Annotated in this window: 16 protein-coding genes; 12 read left to right on the top strand and 4 right to left on the bottom strand. The window is 62.1% G+C overall.

The genetic code is table 11. The features are described from left to right. Positions 1-9 precede the first annotated feature (9 nt). From ppsA to ACODSZ_RS06835, 4 genes are all read left to right on the top strand, one after another. Complete coding sequence (ppsA, locus tag ACODSZ_RS06850; protein WP_249776906.1) at positions 10-2,364, top strand: phosphoenolpyruvate synthase; 2,355 nt, start codon at positions 10-12, stop codon at positions 2,362-2,364. Between the two features lie 137 nt (positions 2,365-2,501). Further along, positions 2,502-2,936, top strand: a complete 435-nt coding sequence (locus ACODSZ_RS06845) for an NfeD family protein (protein ID WP_175342524.1) — start codon at positions 2,502-2,504, stop codon at positions 2,934-2,936. 45 nt (positions 2,937-2,981) lie between these two features. After that, on the top strand, positions 2,982-3,893 hold the full coding sequence (locus ACODSZ_RS06840) for an SPFH domain-containing protein (RefSeq protein WP_175342525.1): 912 nt from the start codon (positions 2,982-2,984) through the stop codon (positions 3,891-3,893). Between the two features lie 3 nt (positions 3,894-3,896). After that, the gene (locus ACODSZ_RS06835) at positions 3,897-5,153 is read left to right on the top strand and encodes a serine hydrolase domain-containing protein (RefSeq protein WP_488927310.1); all 1,257 of its coding nucleotides are present in this window, start codon (positions 3,897-3,899) and stop codon (positions 5,151-5,153) included. Positions 5,154-5,236: 83 nt separating this feature from the next. Here the strand turns inward: ACODSZ_RS06835 and ACODSZ_RS06830 are convergent, their stop codons facing one another. Next, positions 5,237-6,658, bottom strand: coding sequence for an ATP-binding protein (locus tag ACODSZ_RS06830; protein ID WP_175342526.1), 1,422 nt, complete (start codon positions 6,656-6,658; stop codon positions 5,237-5,239). A gap of 1 nt (position 6,659) precedes the next feature. Next, positions 6,660-7,349 (bottom strand): response regulator transcription factor, encoded by a 690-nt coding sequence (locus tag ACODSZ_RS06825; RefSeq protein ID WP_008328501.1) that lies wholly within the window; start codon positions 7,347-7,349, stop codon positions 6,660-6,662. A gap of 371 nt (positions 7,350-7,720) precedes the next feature. On the opposite strand from ACODSZ_RS06825, the gene ACODSZ_RS06820 reads away from it, so the two are divergent. Both ACODSZ_RS06820 and ACODSZ_RS06815 read left to right on the top strand, forming a co-directional pair. Further along, positions 7,721-8,467 carry a hypothetical protein gene (locus ACODSZ_RS06820; protein WP_241821569.1) on the top strand — a complete coding sequence of 249 codons (747 nt, stop codon included), beginning with the start codon at positions 7,721-7,723 and terminating at the stop codon, positions 8,465-8,467. 46 nt (positions 8,468-8,513) lie between these two features. Next, a complete protein-coding gene (locus tag ACODSZ_RS06815) occupies positions 8,514-10,100 on the top strand; it encodes a glycosyltransferase family protein (RefSeq protein WP_488927309.1) in 1,587 nt (528 codons plus the stop codon). 76 nt (positions 10,101-10,176) lie between these two features. On the opposite strand, the gene smpB is transcribed toward ACODSZ_RS06815, so the two are convergent. Further along, the gene (gene smpB / locus ACODSZ_RS06810) at positions 10,177-10,626 is read right to left on the bottom strand and encodes an SsrA-binding protein SmpB (protein ID WP_008328521.1); all 450 of its coding nucleotides are present in this window, start codon (positions 10,624-10,626) and stop codon (positions 10,177-10,179) included. Positions 10,627-10,693: 67 nt separating this feature from the next. Between smpB and ACODSZ_RS06805 the strand changes: the two genes are divergently transcribed. The 6 genes from ACODSZ_RS06805 (at position 10,694) to ACODSZ_RS06780 (ending at position 16,999) form a co-directional block, all read left to right on the top strand. After that, positions 10,694-11,125: a type II toxin-antitoxin system RatA family toxin gene (locus ACODSZ_RS06805; protein ID WP_488927308.1), complete on the top strand. Its 432-nt coding sequence runs from the start codon at positions 10,694-10,696 to the stop codon at positions 11,123-11,125. Then, a complete protein-coding gene (locus ACODSZ_RS06800; RefSeq protein WP_175342529.1) occupies positions 11,118-11,423 on the top strand; it encodes an RnfH family protein in 306 nt (101 codons plus the stop codon). The genes ACODSZ_RS06805 and ACODSZ_RS06800 overlap by 8 nt, the downstream gene beginning before the upstream one ends. Before the next feature lie 135 nt (positions 11,424-11,558). Beyond that, positions 11,559-13,028 (top strand): IMP dehydrogenase, encoded by a 1,470-nt coding sequence (gene guaB / locus ACODSZ_RS06795; RefSeq protein WP_008328526.1) that lies wholly within the window; start codon positions 11,559-11,561, stop codon positions 13,026-13,028. A 105-nt stretch (positions 13,029-13,133) separates the two neighbouring features. Further along, positions 13,134-14,726, top strand: a complete 1,593-nt coding sequence (gene guaA, locus ACODSZ_RS06790) for a glutamine-hydrolyzing GMP synthase (RefSeq protein WP_008328528.1) — start codon at positions 13,134-13,136, stop codon at positions 14,724-14,726. A 73-nt stretch (positions 14,727-14,799) separates the two neighbouring features. Continuing rightward, positions 14,800-15,813: an adenine-specific DNA-methyltransferase gene (gene yhdJ, locus ACODSZ_RS06785; RefSeq protein WP_237713539.1), complete on the top strand. Its 1,014-nt coding sequence runs from the start codon at positions 14,800-14,802 to the stop codon at positions 15,811-15,813. After that, positions 15,800-16,999 (top strand): restriction endonuclease, encoded by a 1,200-nt coding sequence (locus ACODSZ_RS06780; RefSeq protein WP_488927307.1) that lies wholly within the window; start codon positions 15,800-15,802, stop codon positions 16,997-16,999. The genes yhdJ and ACODSZ_RS06780 overlap by 14 nt, the downstream gene beginning before the upstream one ends. A 155-nt stretch (positions 17,000-17,154) precedes the next feature. Here ACODSZ_RS06780 and ACODSZ_RS06775 read toward each other — a convergent pair whose 3' ends face one another. Continuing rightward, entirely contained in the window at positions 17,155-18,816 is a 1,662-nt protein-coding gene (locus ACODSZ_RS06775; RefSeq protein ID WP_175342533.1) for an MFS transporter, read from the bottom strand. Positions 18,817-19,306: the final 490 nt, after the last annotated feature.

Genomic DNA, 19,306 nt, shown 5'->3' with positions numbered 1-19,306 from the left:
ACTCTTCGCATGACGGACGTCGAGTCCGTCGGTGGCAAAAACGCATCGCTGGGTGAAATGATCTCCCAGCTGGCCGGCGCGGGCGTTCGCGTGCCGGGCGGTTTTGCCACGACTGCGCAAGCTTTCCGCGATTTCCTGGAGCACAGCGCCGATGGCGGCCCGACCCTGGCCGCCCGTATCGCCAAACGTCTCGAAGGTCTGGATATCGATGACGTGCGCTCGCTGGCGCAAGCCGGTGCCGAGATCCGTCAATGGATCGTCGAAACCCCGTTCCAGCCGCGCCTGGATCAGGAAATCCGTGCCTTCTACGACAAGCTGGTGGCCGATTCGACCGCCGAGATGTCCTTCGCCGTGCGCTCCTCCGCCACCGCAGAAGACCTGCCCGACGCGTCCTTCGCCGGTCAGCAGGAAACCTTCCTGAACGTGGTCGGTATCGACAACGTGCTCGAAGCCATGAAGCACGTCTTCGCCTCGCTCTACAACGATCGCGCGATTTCCTATCGCGTCCACAAGGGCTTCACCCACGCGGAAGTGGCCCTGTCGGCTGGCGTGCAGCGCATGGTCCGTTCGGACGTGGGCGCGGCGGGCGTGATGTTCACCATCGATACCGAATCCGGCTTCAAGGATGTGGTCTTCATCACCTCCAGCTATGGCCTGGGTGAAACCGTGGTGCAGGGCGCCGTCAACCCGGACGAATACTACGTCCACAAGCCCATGCTGGAACTGGGCAAGCAGCCGGTGATCCGCCGCAACCTGGGTTCCAAGCTGATCAAGATGGAATTCACGGGCGAAGCCAAGGCCGGCCGTTCGGTCAAGACCGTGGATGTGCCGGTGGAACTGCGCAACCGCTATTCCCTGACCGACGCCGAAGTGGTGGAACTGGCCAAGTACGCCACCATCATCGAGAAGCACTACCAGCGTCCGATGGACATCGAATGGGGCAAGGACGGCCGCGACGGCAAGCTCTACATCCTGCAGGCCCGTCCGGAAACGGTGAAGTCGCAGCAGAAGGCGACCGATGCACAACAGCGCTTCAAGCTCAAGAGCTCGGGCACCGTGCTGGCCACCGGCCGTGCGATCGGCCAGAAGATCGGCGCCGGTCCGGTGCGCGTCATCAGCGATCCGGCTGAAATGGAACGCGTGCAGCCCGGCGACGTGCTGGTGGCCGACATGACCGACCCCAACTGGGAACCGGTCATGAAGCGTGCCTCGGCCATCGTCACCAACCGTGGCGGCCGTACCTGCCACGCCGCCATCATCGCGCGTGAACTGGGCGTGCCGGCGGTCGTGGGTTGTGGTGATGCCACCGAAGTGCTCAAGGATGGCACCCTGGTGACGGTCTCCTGCGCCGAAGGCGACGAAGGCAAGATCTACGATGGCCTGCTGGAAACCGAAGTGACCGAAGTGGCCCGTGGCGAACTGCCGCCGATCCCGCTGAAGGTGATGATGAATGTGGGCAATCCGCAGCTGGCCTTCGACTTCCAGTCGATTCCCAACGGCGGTGTCGGCCTGGCGCGTCTGGAATTCATCATCAACAACAACATCGGCGTGCACCCCAAGGCCATCCTGGAATACCCCAACATCGACGCTGACCTGAAGAAGGCGGTCGAATCGGTGGCCCGTGGCCACGCCTCGCCCAAGGCCTTCTACGTCGACAAGCTGGCCGAAGGCATCGCCACCATCGCCGCCGCCTTCTGGCCCAAGCCGGTGATCGTGCGCCTGTCGGACTTCAAGTCCAACGAGTACAAGAAGCTCATCGGCGGTTCGCGCTACGAGCCGGACGAAGAAAACCCGATGCTGGGCTTCCGTGGCGCCGCGCGCTACCTGGCCGACGACTTCGCCGAAGCCTTCCAGATGGAATGCCTGGCCATGAAGCGCGTGCGTGAAGACATGGGCCTGACCAACGTCGAGGTGATGGTGCCCTTCGTGCGTACCCTGGGCCAGGCCGAGAAGGTCATTGGTCTGTTGGGCAAGTATGGTCTCAAGCGTGGCGAGAACGGCCTGCGCGTCATCATGATGTGCGAAGTGCCGTCCAACGCGATTCTGGCCGAGCAGTTCCTGGAGCACTTCGATGGCTTCTCCATCGGTTCCAACGACCTGACCCAGCTGACCCTGGGCCTGGACCGCGATTCCGGCATGGAACTGCTGGCCGCTGACTTCGACGAGCGTGATCCGGCCGTGCAGGCCTTGCTGACCAAGGTCATTGCTACCTGCCGCGAAAAGGGCAAGTACGTCGGCATCTGTGGTCAGGGTCCGTCGGATCATCCGGACTTCGCCGAATGGCTGATGGAGCAGGGCATCGAGTCCATCTCGCTGAACCCGGATACCGTCATCGACACCTGGCAGCACCTGGCCAAGAAGTGATGAAGCTTTAAGCGTCACTGACGACGGTCTTCAAAAGAAGTGGAAGGCGCGGGCAGAAATGTCCGCGCCTTTGTTTTTGGTTTCCCAAGCTGCGGTAGACTTGCCGTGTTTGCAGTTTTCTTCATGGGGGTTCAACGATGACGGACTGGGCTATCTGGCTGGTGCTGGCTGGCGGGCTGCTGGGTGCAGAACTCTTCACAGGCACCTTTTACCTGCTCATGATCGCGCTGGGCATGGCGGCCGGTGCTATCGCCGCGTGGTGCGGGCTGGTGCTGGAGTGGCAGTTGCTGGTGGCCGCCGTGGTGGGTGTGGCTGCCGTGCTGGGCTTGCGCCGCAGTCCTTATGGCCGGCTGCGCCGCAGCAGCGCCAACGATGATCCCAATCTGCTGCTGGATATCGGCCAGAGCGTCGAGGTTGCGGCCTGGCAGGTGCACGGCAACCAGTTCATGGCGCGCGTGCCTTATCGCGGCGCGCAGTGGGATGTGGAGCTGCTGCCCGGCCATCATGCCAGCCCCGGCAGCTTCGTCATCCGCGAAATCCGTGGCAGCCGCTTGCTGGTTGCGCCACGTTGATCGGTATCTTCATTTCTTCCCCCCTCTCGTTTTCAGGAGAATTCCATGCTGGGTAGCGTTACTCTGGTCATTTTCTTCCTTGCCATCGTCTTCGTCGTGCAGACGGTCAAGGTGGTCCCGCAGCAGCACGCCTGGGTGGTCGAACGCCTGGGCAAGTACCACGCCACGCTGGCCCCGGGCCTGAATATCGTGGTGCCCTTCATCGACCGCGTGGCCTACAAGCACATCCTCAAGGAAATCCCGCTGGATGTGCCACCGCAGGTCTGCATCACCAAGGACAACACCCAATTGCAGGTCGACGGCATCCTGTATTTCCAGATCACCGATCCGATGCGCGCCTCTTATGGCTCCTCCAACTACATCGCCGCCATCACGCAGCTGGCCCAGACCACGCTGCGTTCGGTGATCGGCAAGATGGAACTGGACAAGACCTTTGAAGAACGCGACCACATCAACACCGCCATCGTCAGCGCCATCGATGAATCGGCCGAGAACTGGGGCGTGAAGGTGCTGCGCTACGAGATCAAGGACCTGACCCCGCCCAAGGAAATCCTGCATGCCATGCAGGCCCAGATTACCGCTGAACGCGAAAAGCGCGCCCTGATCGCCGCCTCCGAAGGCCGCAAGCAGGAGCAGATCAACATTGCCACCGGCGAGCGTGAAGCCGCCATCGCCCGCTCCGAAGGCGAAAAGCAGGCTTCCATCAACCGCGCCCAAGGTCAGGCCGCCGCCATCCTTGCGATTGCCGAAGCCAGTGCCGAGGCCATCCGCAAGACCGCCGCCGCCATCGAGCAGCCGGGCGGCTCGGACGCCGTCAACCTGAAGGTGGCCGAGCAGTACGTGGAAGCCTTCGGCAAGCTGGCCAAGACCAACAATTCCATCATCGTGCCGGCCAACCTGTCGGACATGAGCGGGCTGATCGCTTCGGCCCTGCAAGTGGTGAAACAACAGAAATAAGTCATGCGTCCACGTTTTACGTCCGTTCTCATGGTCAGGCTGCTGGCGGCTGGCCTGGTGTGCATTTCCGTTGGCGCCACCGCGCAGGAGGTCGACCAGGCCGCCCTGGCCGAACGCGTTGACCAGCAGATGACGCAATTGCTGGCGCAATACCCGGTGCCGGGGGCCAGCATCGCGATTGCCTATCAGGGCAAGCCGGTCTACCAGCGCGGCTATGGCATGGCGGTGACCGAAACCAACACGCCGGTCACGCCCATCACACGTTTTCGTATCGGCAGCATCTCCAAGGCGGTAACGGCTGTGGCGGTGCTCAAGCTGTTCGAGAAGGAATTGCCGCAGGCGCTGGATCGCCCCGTGTTCGGCCCGGAGGGCTTGTTGCCGGACTCGGCCTATCCCGATTTCGCCCAGCCGCTGGATCAGCGGGTGTTGAAGATCACCCTGCGCGAACTCCTGCAGCACACCAGCGGCTGGGGTGGCAGCGACTATGATCCGCAATACGATCTGGTCAACATCGCCAGGGCGCGTCAGGTGCCGGCCCCGGCCTCGGCGTACGATGTGATGGCCTACGTGCTCAAGCAACGCTTGCTGGATGCAGCGCCCGGAAGTGAATATTTCTACAGCAATTTCGCCTACAACGTCCTGGGCCGCATCATCGAGCAGAAGTCCGGCATGTCCTACGAGCAGGCGGTACAGTCGCTGGTGTTCCAGCCTTCCAGGGTGGAGGACGCCGCCATCGCCGGCGACCGCCGCATCGAGCGCGCGGCCAATGAGACTGTCTACTACGATGACCCGCGCTGGCCCGCGGTCGCCGATCGTGACGGCAGCGGCGCCACCGGTCCGGAGTCCTACTCGGGGCTGCACTTCCGGAGCATGGATGCCACCGCTGGCTGGATCGCCACGGCCACCGATCTGGTGCGCTTTGCCGATGCCACGCAAGGACGCGGCATGCCGGCCTTGCTGCAGCCGCAGACGCTGGCGCTGATGCAGCAGCGCAATCCCGCCCAGGCCGAGAACAACTACGGGCTGGGCTGGGTCGTCACCCGCAGCCATGGCGTGGAGATCCTCTCCCACAGCGGTGCACTGACTACCGGCACCTATGCCTACCTGCAATGGCGCGCCGATGGCTGGACCTGGGCCGTGCTGATGAACCGCTTGCCGATTCCCTATCCGCCCGAGCAAGGCGTGACCGAGCTGCAGGCTTTCCAGGTGGCGGTGCAGCGCGGGCTGATGAATGCCATCATCAATCTGGCTGCGCCCTGACCCAGGGATCAGCCGCACATTGAAAAGCCCCGTCCGGCGTGAAGCGGGACGGGGCTTGATGTGATGGATGCTGACCGCGGCGTTCAGCTCTCCAGCGTTTCTCCGCGTGCCGGCTCGTCGGCCATGAAGGGCAGGGTAATGTCCACCCGCAGCCCGCCATCACGCCGGTTGGCGGCACGGATGAAGCCCTGGTGCGCCTCCACGATGCGGCGGGCAATCGATAGTCCCAGTCCATGTCCGGCACTGTTGCTCTTGGTACGGCTGCTGCGGAAGAACAGTTCGAAGATGCTGTCCATTTCTTCCTCCGGCACGCCCGGCCCGCGATCCAGGATGGACAGGTGCAGCAGCTTGTTGTCTTCGTCGATCTCGGTCACGACCTGTACCGCCGTCTCGGGCGCGGTGTGCTTGATGGCGTTGCGCAGCACGTTTTCGATGGCGCGGTAGAGCAGTTCCGGATTGCCCTTGACCTGCACCCTGCAATCGATGCTGCTTTCCACCGCCTTGCCCAGCGCCTCGGCCTCGAAACTGGCGTCATTGGTCATGTCGGCCAGCAAGGGCTGGATGGCGATGGCTTCTTCCATGGAGCCGGGCACATTGGCTTCCAGGCGCGAGAGGGTCAGCAATTCACCCACCAGCTTGTCCATGCGCACGCTCTCGCGTTCGATGCGTTCCAGGGTCAGTTCCAGCTTGTCCTTGTCTTGCACGCGCGCCAGGCCGATGGCCATCTGCAGGCGCGCAATGGGCGAGCGCAGCTCGTGCGAGACGTCGTGCAACAGGCGGCGCTGGCTTTCCATCAGGGTGCGCAGCTTGCTCGTCATGACGTCGAAGTCGCGGCCCAGGTCGGCCAGTTCATCGTTGCGGGCGCTCATGACCGGCTCCAGCTCAAGATCCAGATTGCCATTGGCAGCCTGGTTGAGGGCGTTCTTGAGATGCCGGATCGGATGCGAGAAGTACCAGGCCAGCAGCAGCGCAAACACCAGACTGGCCAGCAGTGCCACGACGATGGGCATGGTCGGGAAGAACAGCGGCTTGGGACCGTGCTCCTTCATGAAGCGCGGCTCGGGACCCGGCATGCCCCCCGGCGGCGGACCGAACTCGTCGTTGGGCGTGGGAATGAACATCAGGTAGCTGTGGCCGTTGGCGGCCTTGACCAGCTCCACCACCCGGCGATCACGCTCGGTGGTCAGCACCCGGCGTGCCTGCGCTACCAGATGCGCAGACACCTCGCGGCCCATCAGGTCCTGATTGTTTTCGTCGACCGCATACAGTTGCAGGCGATGCGGCCGACCTTCGTTGATCAGGCTGCGCAGGGCTTCCGGGCCGCCGAACTGCAGGGTGGCGGCGGCCGAGCGGATCATGAAGGAAGCCGGCGGACTGAGGTCGATCTCCGAATTGCGGTTGCTGCGTTCCAGGTTCTCGATCCAGAACAGCACGCCCACGCCGAAGGTGGCAGTGATCTGGGCGATCGCGATGAAGAAGAAGAACTTCCAGAAAAGCCGGCCCACTTTATTCCTTGATGAACTGATAGCCCAGGCGGTAGACGGTCTGAATGCAGCTCTTGTCGCTGCCCAGCGCGGCGATCTTCTGACGGATGCTGGAGAGGTGCACGTCGATGTTGCGGTCGAAGCGCGCCAGCGGACGGCCCAGGCCCTGTTCGGACAGGGTCTGCTTGCTGACCGGCTTGCCGGCGTTGCGGGCCAGGACTTCGAGCAGGTTGAATTCGCTGCTGGTCAGTTCCAGCGGGCGGCCGTTCCAGGTGGCGCGACGCTGTTCCGGCCACATCGACAGGGCACCCACAGCCAGCGGGGAATAGGGCGCCTGCTCACTGTTCTCGGCCGAGGCGCGGCGCAGGATGGCACGGATGCGTGCGGCAATCTCGCGCGGGGTGCAGGGCTTGGGGACGTAGTCGTCGGCACCCAGTTCCAGGCCGATGATGCGGTCGGTGTCGTCGCCCTTGGCGGTTAGCATCACCACCGGCATGTTGCTCTTGGCGCGGATGCGGCGCAGGGTGTCGACGCCGTTCAGGCGCGGCATCATCACATCCAGCACGGCGATGGCGTACTGCCCGGTAAGCGCCTCGGCGGCACCGGCTTCACCGTCATGGGCGACGTTGACTTCGAATTTTTCCTGCTCCAGGTATTCCTTGAGCATCTCGACGAGTTCCACGTCATCGTCGATCAAAAGCACTTTAGACATTGCTGCATTCCATTCTCGAATTGCCCTGCCTCCAGGCCGCAGGGCGTCGGCAGCCCGTAATATGCCGTAAAAGGTTTTGCAGAAGTGTTTCAGTCCTTCTTTACAATTGCATCTTTACATTCATTTACCGCGCTTGGCGACCTGCCCGAAGAGCGGGTGAGCTCGCATTTCGCTTCCCGGATATTCACCAGTGCCAGGCGGCAACCCGCATCGCGCCTGGCCTGGAGCGGGATGGCGAGGAACCGGGCTTAACAAGACTTTACTCGGCTTTACGCAGCAGGCGTGAACTTAACACGTCTTGATGACCGATACTTTTGGCATGTACAAGGGAGCGATGCACGGGGCATCGCGCACAATAAAAGGAGTCCGTCATGGCCATGAGCAGCGTGTCGTCCAGCAATTTCAGTCTCGCCAATCTGTCGGCGTTGTCCGGTAGCAGCGGCTTTTCCACCAGCGCCACCGCGCGCACCGATGTGCCGCCACCGCCGCCGCCACCGCGCGCAGAGAAGGGCGGCGGCCTGATCGGTGCGCTCAAGGATATCCTGTCCTCGCTGGGCGTGGAGCTCGACAGCACCGCCACCAGTGCCACTTCGGCCAGTTCGGCGACCTCGACTTCCTCTTCCAGCAGCATTTCGTCCTCCAATGTCGATTCCAAGCTCGATGCCTTCCTGCAGGAGCTGATGGCGGCGTTGCAGGGCCAGAACAATCCGCCCCCGGGTCCGCCGCCGTCCGGCGCGACCTCTTCCACGGACAGCGCCAGCAGCACCGACAGCGTGGCGGCGACCAGCGATACCAGCAGCACTGCCAGCACCAGTAGCACGGCCAGCACCGACACTACCGTGCGTTCCTACACGCCTGGCGGCCGCCCGCCGCCGCCCGGGGGTGGTCTGGAGACCGATCTCCAGAGCCTCATTTCCAGTCTTTCCGGCAGCAGCAGCGGGACCGATGCCGGTTCCAGCGATGGCACCGTGTCTTCGCTGGAGAGCGCCTTCAGCAATCTGCTCAGTTCGCTGGGCGCGTCCTCGAGCACGACGTCTCTCTCCAGCTTCCTGCAGAACCTGCAAAGCAAGCTGGCCGCAGGCAAGACCACCGGCAACCTGATCGACACGACCGCGTGAGGGGACGGGTGCTTCGGTCGACGGCGGCCGTGCTAAGCTGCCGGCCATGAATGCTCCCGACCCCGCCACCCTGGCCGGCATCATGGGCCTGATGTGCGAGGCCATCGCCCTGCGCGGTGCCGGCCAGCCTGGCGCGGCCCTGGCCGCACTGGATCAGGCCCTGCTGCTCGACGCCGGCTTTCTGCCCGTGCACATGCAGCGCGCTGCCCTGCTGCTGGAGCGCGCCGATCTGGCCGGCGCAGCCGCCGCCTACGAAGCTTGTCTCGATCTGGTTCCTGACTACGACGAAGCCCGCGTGGCGCATCGCGCCGTCCTGCTGCAATGGATCGATGCCCTGGAAGCCCGGCGCGTCCAGCAAGACCTGTCGCGCACCGACAGGCTGGTTTTGCTGGCGCGCCTGCATTACCGGCTCGACCAGCCGCAGCAGGCGCTGGCGGCCATCGAAGCCGCCTGCCCGCTGCCCAGGCTCGACCAGCAGACCCTGTACGCCGACATCCTGCTGCGGCTCAATCGACATGAGCAAGCGCTGGATTGCTATCCCCCCGACGCAGAGGAGGGCGAGACGCGCGCCCTGATCGCCTTCAACCGTGCCGACATCCTGCGCCGCATGGGCCGCATCGAGGCGGCGCTGGCCGGATATGAAGAAGCCTTGCGTTGCTACCCCGACTTCCCGCAAGCCCAGGTGGGGCGCGCCCATATGCTGCTCACGCGCGGGGACTATGTCCAGGGATGGCGCGCACATGAAGTTCGCTTCCAGATTCCGGAGCTGGCGCGGCGGGCCATGGTCAGCCCCAGTGCGCGCTGGCAGCCGGGCGAGGCGCTCGGCGGCAAGCACGTACTGTTGTGGTCCGAGCAGGGGCAGGGCGATTGTCTGCAATTTGTCCGCTATCTGCCTTTGGTGGCGCAGCAGGCGGCCCGGGTCACGCTGTGTGCACCGGCGGGCTTGCTGGCCGTTGTGGCCCCGTCCTTTCCGCAGGTGCGCTGCGTGGCGCATGTCGACGAGGCCGGAGCGCACGATTGCCATGCTTCCCTGCTCAGCCTGCCCCTGCTGCTGGAGCGGCCGCATCCGCGCCAGGCGCCGTCCCCTCCCTATCTGCTGGCGGACCCGGCACGCGTGCAGGACTGGCAACGGCGTCTCTGCGAGGGAGCCGGTGCCGCAAGCCCGGTCCGCCTTCCCCGTATCGGGCTGGCCTGGGCCGGACGCCAGTACGCCACCCCGCATCCCAGCCGTGATGTGCCGCTGGCCGATCTGCTGCCGCTGTTTGATCTGCCGGTGGAAGTGGTCAGCCTGCAGAGGGAGATCCCGCTGGCCGATCAGGCGCTCCATCAGACCCTGGCCGCCAGGCTCACGACTCTGCCTCTTGCAGACTGGGGTGATACCGCTGCGCTGGCCTGTGCGCTGGACCTGATCATCAGCGTCGATACCGCCGTGGTGCATCTGGCCGGTGCGCTGGGCTTGCCCTGTTTTCTGCCGCAGCGGCTGGAGGGGGAGTGGCGCTGGGGTAGGGAGGGGGAGCAGAGTGTCTGGTATCCCTCGGTGAAGCTGTTCCGGCAGCAAGAGCGCGGGCAGTGGGGCAGTGTCGTCGACGAGATCATTGCCGCTTGTCGTGCGCGTTTTGCCGACTGGGCATGAGCAGGCCAACCGTGCCGACATGAAAACGGCTGCCCGAGGCAGCCGTGGTCGCAGTGAAGGGGAATGCAGGTCGGGATCAGCGGCGGTGCTGCTTCATCGCCGTCTGGATTTCACGCTGGCTGTCGCGCTGCTTTTCGGTCTCGCGCTTGTCGTGCTGCTTCTTGCCCTTGGCCAGGCCGATGTCGCATTTGACGCGCCCTTTGCTGTAGTGCAGGTTCAGCGGCACCAACGTGTAGCCGGAACGTTCCACCTTGCCGATCAGCTTGCTGATTTCGGCGGCATTCAAGAGTAGCTTGCGGGTGCGCGTGGTTTCCGGATGCACGTGCGTGGAGGTGCTGGTCAGCGCACTGATGTGGCAGCCGAACAGATAGACCTCGCCATTGCGCACGATCACGTAGGCTTCCTTGAGTTGCACGCGGCCGGCGCGGATCGATTTGACTTCCCAACCTTGCAAGACGAGGCCTGCTTCGAATCGCTCTTCGATGAAGTAATCGAAAAAGGCCTTTTTGTTATCAATAATGCTCATCTAAATAAAAATTCGTCTCGTCGGTTAAAATTGTGCCTTTGCGATTTTATCAAACGGATCACCCTCGATGGCAGTCGTACACAAAACCGTTCTGATCAACTATAGCGCGCAGCAGATGTTCAACCTGGTCGACAAGGTTGAGGACTACCCTGAATTCCTGCCCTGGTGTGGCGGTGTCGAGGTGTCTGAACGCAGTGAGCAGAGTCTCACGGCCAAGATCAAGATCAATTATCACGGCTTGAAGCAATCCTTCAGCACCCAGAATACCAACGTGCCCCCCACCAGCATGACCATGCGCCTGGTGGAAGGCCCGTTCAAGCATTTCGAAGGCCGCTGGACCTTCAAACCGCTGCGCGAGGATGCCTGCAAGATCGAATTCGACATGGAATATGAATTTTCCAGCCGCATCCTGGAGGGAGTGATCGGGCCGGTCTTCAGCATGATCGCCAACAGCTTCGTCGATTCCTTCTGCAAACGCGCCGAACAGATATATGGCTGACGATGCCTTTTTGCAAGTCCAGCTCTGCTACGCCGCGCCCGGACTGCAGATTCTGAAAGACTTGCGGGTGGCGCCGGGTTGCACGATCCAGCAAGCCATCCTGGAGAGCGGCCTGCTGCGCGAGCAGCCGGCCATCGACCTGGCAGTGTGCAAGGTCGGTATCTTCGGCAAGCTCAAGACCATGGATACGCCCCTGCGCGCACGCGACCGCATCGAGATCTACCGGCCGCTGATTGCGGACCCCAAGCAGTCGCGCCGCCGCCGTGCCGCGCACCGGGAGCAAGCCGACCGCCCATGAGCGGCGCCTGTGTCGTCCTGGCCCCAATTCCAGCCTTCCGGCATTTTTACGACGCCCGGAGGGCAAAACGCAAGTAGAGCAAGACGCGCGATCAGCTTTTCTGTATAATTCGCTTTTGCGCCTATAGGAAACACTATGCGTCTTCTCCAAAAAGCACTCACGTTCGATGATGTGCTGCTCGTTCCGGCTTTCTCGGACATCCTCCCCAAAGACACTTCCCTGACCACGCGCCTGACGCGCAACATTTCGCTGAACATTCCGCTGGTCTCGGCGGCGATGGACACCGTCACTGAAGCTCGCCTGGCCATTGCGATGGCGCAAGAGGGCGGCATCGGCATCATCCACAAGAACCTGACGCCCAAGGAACAGGCGCGCGAGGTTTCCAAGGTCAAGCGTTTCGAATCCGGCGTGGTCCGCGATCCGATCACCATCCCCCCCACCATGAAGATCCGTGACGTCATCGCGCTGTCCAAGCAGCATGGCATCTCCGGTTTCCCGGTGGTGGAAGGCAAGGCGCTGGTGGGCATCATCACCAACCGCGACCTGCGTTTCGAAGAAGAACTGGACGCGGAAGTCCGCGCCAAGATGACCCCGCGCGAGAAGCTGGTCTACGTCAAGGAAAACGGCTCCAGCGCCGATCCCGAAGAAGCCAAGCGCCTGATGAACAAGCACCGCCTGGAGCGCGTGATGGTGGTCAACGATGCGTTTGAGCTGCGCGGCCTGATCACCGTCAAGGACATCGAGAAATCCACCGAACACCCCTTCGCCTGCAAGGACGAACACGGCAAGCTGCGCGTGGGCGCTGCCGTCGGCGTGGGCCCGGACAATGACGAGCGCATCGAGCTGCTGGTCGCCGCCGGTGTGGACGTGATCGTGGTCGATACTGCCCACGGCCACTCCGCTGGCGTGCTCAACCGCGTCAAGTGGGTCAAGACCAAGTTCCCGCACGTGGAAGTCATCGGCGGCAACATCGCTACCGCCGCCGCTGCCAAGGCCCTGGTCGAGCATGGTGCCGATGCCGTCAAGGTCGGTATCGGCCCCGGCTCCATCTGCACCACCCGTATCGTCGCCGGTGTCGGCGTGCCGCAGATCTCGGCCATCGCCAACGTCGCCGAAGCCTTGAAGGGCACTGGCGTGCCGGTGATCGCTGACGGCGGCATCCGCTTCTCGGGCGACGTCGCCAAGGCGCTGGCCGCCGGCGCTTCGGCCGTGATGATGGGCAGCATGTTCGCCGGTACCGAAGAGGCCCCGGGCGAAGTGATCCTGTACCAGGGCCGCAGCTACAAGTCGTATCGCGGCATGGGTTCTCTGGGTGCGATGGCCGACGGTTCGGCCGATCGCTACTTCCAGGACGGCGACAACACCGCCGACAAGTTCGTGCCGGAAGGCATTGAAGGCCGCGTCGCCTACAAGGGCTCGGTGGTCGCGATCCTGTATCAACTGGTGGGCGGTGTGCGCTCCTCCATGGGTTACTGCGGTTGTGGCTCCATCGACGACTTCCGCGAGCGCGCCGAGTTCGTCGAGATCACCGCGGCCGGCATGCGTGAATCGCATGTCCATGACGTGCAGATCACCAAGGAAGCCCCGAACTACCGCGCCGAGTAATTTTCGATGCGGCCACAGCCCGACAGTCCACCGGCCCCGTGCCAGGCTGTCGGGCTGTTGATCTTTTCAGAAGTCCATTTTTAACGTAGCCAGACCTCACTGCCCATGTCCACGCATTCGCATTCGAAAATCCTGATCCTCGACTTCGGTTCCCAGGTGACCCAGCTCATCGCTCGCCGCGTGCGCGAAGCCGGTGTGTTTTCCGAGGTATTCCCGCATGACGTGACCGACGAGTTCGTGCGCAACTACGGCGCGGCCGGCGTCATCCTCTCCGGCGGCCCCAACAGCGTTACCGAAGGCGACACCCCGCGTGCGCCGCAAGCGGTCTTCGAACTGGGCGTGCCGGTGCTGGGCATCTGCTACGGCATGCAGACCATGGCCGAGCAACTGGGCGGCAAGGTCGAGAACGGCCACCTGCGCGAATTCGGTTACGCCGAAGTGCGCGCCCACGGCCACACCAAGCTGCTGGACAACATCAGTGACTTCACCAATGCGCAAGGTCACGGCATGCTGAAGGTCTGGATGAGCCATGGCGACAAGGTCAATGACATGCCGGCCGGCTTCAAGCTGATGGCTTCCACCGGCAACTGTCCGATCGCCGGCATGGCCGACGAGGAGCGTCGTTTCTACGGTGTGCAGTTCCACCCGGAAGTGACCCACACCGTGCAGGGCAAGGCGATGCTGGCCCGCTTCGTGCACGAGATCTGCGGCTGCCAGTCGGACTGGAACATGCCGGACTACATCGCCGAAGCCGTCGAGATGATCCGCCAGCAGGTGGGCAGCGATGAAGTCATCCTGGGCCTGTCTGGCGGTGTGGACAGCAGCGTGGCGGCAGCGCTGATCCATCGCGCCATCGGTGACCAACTGACCTGTGTGTTCGTCGACCACGGCCTGCTGCGCCTGGACGAAGGCAAGATGGTCATGGAGATGTTTGCCAAGAACCTGGGCGTGAAGGTGATCCATGTGGACGCCACCGCACAGTTCATGGGCCATCTGGCGGGCGTGACCGATCCGGAAGCCAAGCGCAAGATCATCGGCCGCGAGTTCGTGGAAGTGTTCCAGGCCGAATCGGCCAAGCTGACCAGCGCCAAGTGGCTGGCCCAGGGCACTATCTATCCGGACGTGATCGAAAGCGCCGGCAAGGGCAAGAAGACCGCCCACACCATCAAGAGCCACCACAATGTCGGCGGCCTGCCGGAAACGCTGAACCTGAAGCTGCTGGAACCGCTGCGCGAACTGTTCAAGGACGAAGTACGCGAACTGGGCGTGGCGCTGGGTCTGCCGCCGGAGATGGTGTATCGCCATCCGTTCCCCGGCCCTGGCCTGGGCGTGCGTATCCTGGGTGAAGTGAAGAAGGAATACGCCGACCTGCTGCGTCGTGCCGATGCGATCTTCATCGAAGAACTGCGCAATACGAAGGATGAGGATGGCCAGACCTGGTACGAGAAGACCAGCCAGGCCTTTGCCGTGTTCCTGCCGGTGAAGTCGGTTGGGGTCATGGGTGATGGTCGTACCTACGAATACGTGGTGGCCTTGCGTGCCGTACAGACCCAGGACTTCATGACCGCGCACTGGGCGCATCTGCCGCATGAGCTGCTGGGCCGCGTGTCCAACCGCATCATCAATGAGGTGCGGGGCTTGAACCGGGTGGTCTATGACATTTCGGGGAAGCCACCGGCGACCATTGAGTGGGAGTGACCTGATGTCTGGAAACTGCCGGCATTGATCGGCAGAAAACAACACCCAAGCCTGTGATTTCACGGGCTTTTTCTTGTTCGGTCTGGCATTCAATGAGATGGGCTGGCTGGCGCTGGCAGCGGCAAGCAAGACTTTTCACGGCAGGTCAGCATGCGCGTCAATGCAGACCGTGCGGGCGAATCTTACAAGGAGTACGGGGTTGGTAAACAAATACGAAGGCGAGGTCACCACCGTCTTTCATGGCGACTGCCTTGAGGCTCTGGACAGCATTCCAGATGCGTCGGTCGACCTCATTTTTGCTGATCCGCCCTACAACATCGGCAAGAAGTTCGGTGAGTTCAGGGACGCCTGGCCTTCTGACCTCGCCTATGCCGAGTGGTGCTATCGGTGGCTTGAAGCCTGCATCCGCAAGCTCAAGCCCAGCGGGAGCCTGTATGTCATGAGCAGCACACAGGCGATGCCCTATCTTGACCTGTGGCTGCGTCAACGGATGAGCATACTGTCTCGCATCGTCTGGCATTACGACAGCTCAGGAGTGCAGGCGAAGAAATTTTTCGGCTCGCTCTATGAGCCGATTCTTTATTGCGTCAAGGATGCGAAATCCTACACGTTCAATGCGGCCGACATTGAAGTCGAAGCGCGGACAGGGGCAGTGCGAAAGCTCATGGACTATCGCAAAGAGGTCCCAAGCCCCTACAAGACGACGAAAGTGCCAGGCAATACATGGTACCTGCCGCGTGTGCGGTACCGTATGCCGGAATACGAAGAGCACCCGAGCCAGAAGCCGGAGGCGCTCCTTGAACGCATCATCAAGGCCAGCTCCAACCCTGGCGACATGGTTCTCGACCCGTTCGGCGGGACGTTTACAACATGCGCCGTCGCGCAACGTCTGGGCCGGCGCTCCGTTGGTATCGAGCTGCAGACCGATTACGTGAAGATCGGCCTGCGCAGGCTTGGCATAGCGACCCAGCTCAATGGAGAAACCTTGGCGGCTCCGGACAAGACCTACGTTCGCAAGAACGGCAACGGGGCAAGAGGCGGGGCAGGTGCGCAGGAGCAGGGGGGGCTATTCGATGCCAAGCTTTGACAGTGCCCATCACGCTTTCACCCCGACCCTCCTCGCCGTGCTGAAGAAGCACTTTGGAGACTATGCCCTCGATGTTTTCATGAGCAGCCCAATTCTGGGCTATCTGAACAACAAGACCAGGGCAGCCAACCGCGGATCGAAGGCCAGAGGCGCGTTCGCCAATCACTATGCGCTCTACGTCGTCGTTGAAGATTACATCCAGAAGGGCTACGCCAAGGAAAATGCTGGCCTGTCCTACGCGAAGTACGAGGGAGCTCGCTTTTCTGATTTGTTCCGGCGCCAGCGCGAGTTGCCTTTCGGCGCCAAGCTGCAGAATCATGCACTCAATTCGCGCCTGAATGACGAGTTCAAGAAATTCTACCCTTCTGTCGGCAAGCCTCCTATCGTTCGGGACGTGGCGACCCAGCGCTACTGGATCCAGGAAGACTTGCTGCAAGTCGCTGTCCGCCATAAAGATGGCAAGGACCACATCTACAACATTGCCCCAGCGGTGATCGAGATCATCAATGCCTACGTGGAGGCCAAGCGTGCCGCCTTTGAAGGGTTCCTGGAAACCTGCCGGCAAATCGCGGAGCTGGGCAAGCAGGCCCCGGAGAAGGCCATCGCATTCGTTGTGCAGCAGCTTGCGTCGAACGTTGATGCGCGCGTCTTTGAGATAGTCAGCTACGCAATTCTCAAAGCCAAGTACGGGCAGGAAACCATTTGGATTGGTGAGACAGAGGAGACGGTTGCCAAGACCGCTCTCGTGCTCTACAAGACGGGTCGCACCAATGCCAATGACGGCGGAATTGACTTCGTCATGAAGCCCCTGGGACGATTCTTTCAGGTGACGGAAACCATCGATGTCAACAAATACTTCCTCGATATCGACAAGGTGCAGCGCTTCCCGATCAGCTTCGTCGTGAAGTCGGTCGAGAGCGCCGAGCAGATTCGAACAGCTATTCGCCAGCAGGCCTTGGCCAAATACAGGATCGAGGCGATCGTGGAGACCTACATGAAGGCCGTGGAAGAGATCATCAACGTCAAAGACCTGATGACAGCTTTTGATGCCGTGGTGGAGTCGGGCGGGCTTCAGAGTGTCATGGATGAAATCGTCGTGCAGAGCAAGGTCGAGTTCAATTACAACGACGATGACGAGGAACAAGACGACGAGGGCGGCGCTACGCTGTCTCTTCTGGAAGGCTAATTTTTTACATGCGCATGCGCTGAGCCCCGCACAGCGCCCCACCCGTCAGCAATAAAAAACCGGACGCAATCTTCATTGCGTCCGGCCGTCTTGCCTATCCTGCGACGTCCCTCAGCCAGGTCGGCCAAAGGGACGCGCATCAGATCATCATTGCATCATTGGTGAATGTTGTTGTGCACGGTTTCCTTCACGAACAGCAGGCCGATCACCACGGTGATGACCGAGATCACGATCGGATACCACAGACCGTAGTAGATGTCGCCCTTGAAGGCCACCAGCGCGAAGGAGGTGGTGGGCAGCAGGCCGCCGAACCAGCCGTTGCCGATGTGGTAGGGCATGGACATGGAGGTGTAGCGGATGCGGGTCGGGAACATCTCCACCAGGCAAGCCGCGATCGGGCCGTACACCATGGTCACGTAGAGCACCAGGATGAACAGCAGCAGCAGGACCATGGGCTTGTTCATCTGCTCCGGATCGGCCTTGGCCGGGTAGCCGGCGGCCTTGATGTCATCGGCCAGTTCCTTGGACAGTTGCTTGTCCTTGGCAGCCGCTTCTTCCTTGGACAGGCCAGCCGCATCATATGAAGTGATGATGCGCTCGCCGATCTTGACGGTGGCCACCGAACCCGGTGCGCCGGCCACGTTCTGGTAGTTCACCGAAGCCGCCGACAGCTTGGCCTTGACGATGTCGCAGGAGGAGGTGAACTTCTTGGTGCCGGTCGGGTTGAACTGGAACTGGCAGCTGGCCGGGTCAGCGGTGACGATCACCGGGGACTTTTGCAGTGCGGCTTCCAGCGCCGGGTTGGCGAAGTGGGTCAGGCCGTTGAAGATCGGGAAGTAGGTCACCGCGGCGATCAGGCAGCCACCCAGGATGATGGGCTTGCGGCCGATCTTGTCCGACAGCGAACCGAAGAACAGGAAGAAGGGCGTGGCCAGCAGCAGAGCCACGGCAATCAGGATATTGGCCGTCGGGCCATCCACCTTCAGGGTCTGGGTCAGGAAGAACAGGGCATAGAACTGGCCGGTGTACCACACCACGGCTTGACCGGCGGTCAGGCCGACCAGTGCCAGGATGACCAGCTTCAGGTTCTTCCACTGGCCGAAGGCTTCGGTCAGCGGTGCCTTGGAGGTCTTGCCCTCGGCCTTCATCTTCAGGAAGGCCGGCGACTCGTTCATGGACATGCGGATCCACACCGAGATGGCCAACAGCAGGATGGAAACCAGGAAGGGAATGCGCCAGCCCCAGTCGGCGAAGGCGGCTTCACCCACCGCGGTACGCACGCCCAGGATCACCAGCAGCGACAGGAACAGGCCCATCGTGGCAGTGGTCTGGATCCAGGCGGTAAAGGCGCCGCGGCGGCCTTCCGGTGCGTGCTCGGCCACATAGGTGGCCGCACCGCCGTATTCGCCACCCAGCGCCAGGCCCTGCAGGATGCGCAGGATGATCAGGATGATCGGGGCGGTGATGCCGATGGAGTTGTAGTTGGGCAGCACACCGACGATGAAGGTCGAGGCACCCATGATCAGGATGGTCACCAGGAAGGTGTACTTGCGGCCGACCAGGTCACCCAGGCGACCGAACACCAGCGCGCCGAACGGACGCACGATGAAACCGGCGGCGAAGGCCAGCAGGGCGAAGATGAAGGCAGTGTTGGGATCGGTGCCGGCGAAGAATTGCTTGGCGATGATGGCCGCCAGCGAACCGTACAGGTAAAAGTCATACCATTCGAAAACGGTGCCTAGCGAGGAGGCGAAGATGACTTTCTTCTCCTCCGGGGTGATGCCGCGCGCAGTCGTGTTGACTGATGCTGTGGTCATGTTTGTCTCCTTGGTTTTAATGAGTGTGCTACTACATGGAATGCAGCCAGGTACTCGGGGCAACAATGCAGCAGATGGCCGAATGGGGCGTTATGCAGGAACGCACCGGAGAACAGAGCATGCAGAGCATGAAGAATCGCCTCCCCTCGCTTCCCCGTCTAACACAAACCGCGATATTGACTTCGCATTGCCTGCGTAAGGACCCACTTGTCCATGCGGCGAGTGTGCGACGCCAAACTTACGCAGGACTTGCTCCAAACTTACACAAGCTTACAGCGCAGCAAGCCGGTTTCTAGTTGCGATGCAGCAGCGCAAAGCCCTTCCGGCAAGACCTTGCGGGGTGTCAGGGGATATTGCGTCGCAGCGATTGCGGTCGGGGGCTCGCCTTTTGGGGAGGGGTGGTCAAAAAAGATTTTCTGTCAGCAATGAGTAAGAGAAAGTGAAGCATCTTGCCAGGCATGCGGGTCAGCGGCATGCCTGACCGGCCAGA

It is taken from the genome of Herbaspirillum sp. FG34 (assembly GCF_057809315.1).
Note: the sequence above shows the minus strand (reverse complement) of the source record. Positions and strands in the feature narration are given on the sequence as shown.

What these genes read in the sequence shown, in the direction of transcription:
- ACODSZ_RS06805 (WP_488927308.1), top strand. Translation starts at nt 10,694, where the DNA reads ATGGCAGTCGTACACAAAACCGTTCTGATCAACTATAGCGCGCAGCAG.
- ACODSZ_RS06825 (WP_008328501.1), bottom strand. Translation starts at nt 7,349, where the DNA reads ATGTCTAAAGTGCTTTTGATCGACGATGACGTGGAACTCGTCGAGATG.
- ppsA (WP_249776906.1), top strand. Translation starts at nt 10, where the DNA reads ATGACGGACGTCGAGTCCGTCGGTGGCAAAAACGCATCGCTGGGTGAA.
- ACODSZ_RS06845 (WP_175342524.1), top strand. Translation starts at nt 2,502, where the DNA reads ATGACGGACTGGGCTATCTGGCTGGTGCTGGCTGGCGGGCTGCTGGGT.
- guaA (WP_008328528.1), top strand. Translation starts at nt 13,134, where the DNA reads ATGTCCACGCATTCGCATTCGAAAATCCTGATCCTCGACTTCGGTTCC.
- smpB (WP_008328521.1), bottom strand. Translation starts at nt 10,626, where the DNA reads ATGAGCATTATTGATAACAAAAAGGCCTTTTTCGATTACTTCATCGAA.
- ACODSZ_RS06780 (WP_488927307.1), top strand. Translation starts at nt 15,800, where the DNA reads ATGCCAAGCTTTGACAGTGCCCATCACGCTTTCACCCCGACCCTCCTC.
- guaB (WP_008328526.1), top strand. Translation starts at nt 11,559, where the DNA reads ATGCGTCTTCTCCAAAAAGCACTCACGTTCGATGATGTGCTGCTCGTT.
- ACODSZ_RS06835 (WP_488927310.1), top strand. Translation starts at nt 3,897, where the DNA reads ATGCGTCCACGTTTTACGTCCGTTCTCATGGTCAGGCTGCTGGCGGCT.
- ACODSZ_RS06840 (WP_175342525.1), top strand. Translation starts at nt 2,982, where the DNA reads ATGCTGGGTAGCGTTACTCTGGTCATTTTCTTCCTTGCCATCGTCTTC.
- ACODSZ_RS06775 (WP_175342533.1), bottom strand. Translation starts at nt 18,816, where the DNA reads ATGACCACAGCATCAGTCAACACGACTGCGCGCGGCATCACCCCGGAG.
- ACODSZ_RS06800 (WP_175342529.1), top strand. Translation starts at nt 11,118, where the DNA reads ATGGCTGACGATGCCTTTTTGCAAGTCCAGCTCTGCTACGCCGCGCCC.
- ACODSZ_RS06815 (WP_488927309.1), top strand. Translation starts at nt 8,514, where the DNA reads ATGAATGCTCCCGACCCCGCCACCCTGGCCGGCATCATGGGCCTGATG.
- ACODSZ_RS06820 (WP_241821569.1), top strand. Translation starts at nt 7,721, where the DNA reads ATGGCCATGAGCAGCGTGTCGTCCAGCAATTTCAGTCTCGCCAATCTG.